Origin of the sequence: Mesorhizobium sp. M7A.F.Ca.CA.001.10.2.1, assembly GCF_003998575.1 — a bacterium.
Taxonomy (GTDB): Bacteria; Pseudomonadota; Alphaproteobacteria; order Rhizobiales; family Rhizobiaceae; genus Mesorhizobium.
The window spans coordinates 1-1,588 of sequence record NZ_RZQY01000967.1; the positions used below are offsets into that span (position 1 = coordinate 1).

Genomic DNA, 1,588 nt, shown 5'->3' on the forward strand with positions numbered 1-1,588 from the left:
GTCGATGGCGCCGCTGGCCGGCGGCAAGCGGCTGATCTCCTATGTCGACGTCACCGACATGAAGAACCGGGAGGCCGAACTTGCCGACGCGCTGGAGAAAGCGCGGCTGGCGGAGGCGGTGATCAACGCCGTCAAGGATCCGATCTTCGTCAAGGACGACCATCTGCGCTTCGTCTTCGTCAACGAGGCGTTCGCGGCTCTGTTTGGCCAGACGCCGCAAGCCATGCTCGGCAAACCCGGCGGCGATTTCCTCCCGGCGAACGCTGTCGCGCTTTTCGAGCAGAGCGAAGGTGAGGTCCTTGCGACCGGGCGGCCGTACGAAGTGGAAGAGAATTTCGAGGTCGATGGCGCCAGCCGATCGCGTATCGTCAGGAAGAGCCGCGTCGGCATGGCCAGCGGCCGCAACTATGTTGCCGGCTTCCTGTTCGATATTTCCGAAATGAAGCGCCGCGAGACGGAAGCGCAGGATGCGCGCAAGCATCTCGCCAGCGTGCTGGAATCCTTGCCGGCCGCCGTGATCATCTACGATCGCGACGACAGGTTCGTTTTCGCCAACCGCAAGATCCAGGATACGCTGCCGGCCTTGAAGCCGGCATGGCAGCCCGGCTGCACATTCCGCGAGGCACTCGTTCTGGGCCATGCGAACGGCTATTTCCGCGACAGCGGCGATCCACAAGTCGACCAGCTCTACGACAGCGACCATGACCGCTGGCTGGATGCGATCCTCGCCCGCTACCGCTTGCCCAATTCCTGCTACGAGCGTCATAACCCCGACGGCCGCTGGTACCAAGTCTACGACATGCGGACCGATGATGGCACCTTCATCGGTGTTCGCGTTGACATCTCCGAGATCAAGAGCCGCGAGGCGGCATTGCGCGATTCGATGCGCCAGATCGACCTGTTCCGGCACGTGATGGACGAGTTGCCGGTGGCCGCCTTCATCAAGGCGCAGGACCTGAGCATAGAATTCGTCAACAAGGCCTGGTGCGCGATCACCGGCTTGGCCAAGGAGGATGTCATCGGCCGCACCGACCGGCAGTTGTTCGGTGCGCAGGACGCCGATGGCTACAGCCATGACGACACGCAAGTCGCCGTGACGGGCGCCGTCAGGGAGGTCGAGGAACCCGTCACCCATCGCGACGGCACGGTTCGGCAGTTGATGACGCGCAAGAGCCGCCTGGTGACGCTGGACGGGTCGGTGCATCTGGTCGGTTCGAGCACCGACATCACCGACGTCAAGGCGCGCGAGCGTGCGCTGGAAGAGAGCATGCGCGAGAACGAGGTGTTCCGCAGCCTGATCGACAACGTGCCGGTATCGATCTACGCCAAGCGCTCCGATCTCCGGCAGTTCTATGTCAACAAGGGCTGGTGCGATCTCACGGGCTTCCGCAAGGAAGAGGCTATCGGCAAGACCGACATCGAGATTTTCGGGCCGGATGGCGAGGCTTTCGTCAATGGCGACCTCGCCGTGCTGCGCACCGGCGAAACCCAGGAGGTCGAAGAGACGGTGACGTTGGCCGACGGCAGCGTCAGGCATCAATTCGCCCGCAAGGGCGCGATGATCGCCTCCGACGGCTCGCTCTATTTG

General features: G+C 63.2%; 1 protein-coding gene. It reads left to right on the forward strand.

The window, feature by feature from the left end; translation table 11 throughout:
• Positions 1–1,588: PAS domain-containing protein (locus tag EN964_RS34020; protein ID WP_127277402.1), on the forward strand; the 1,588-nt coding region annotated here is incomplete at both ends.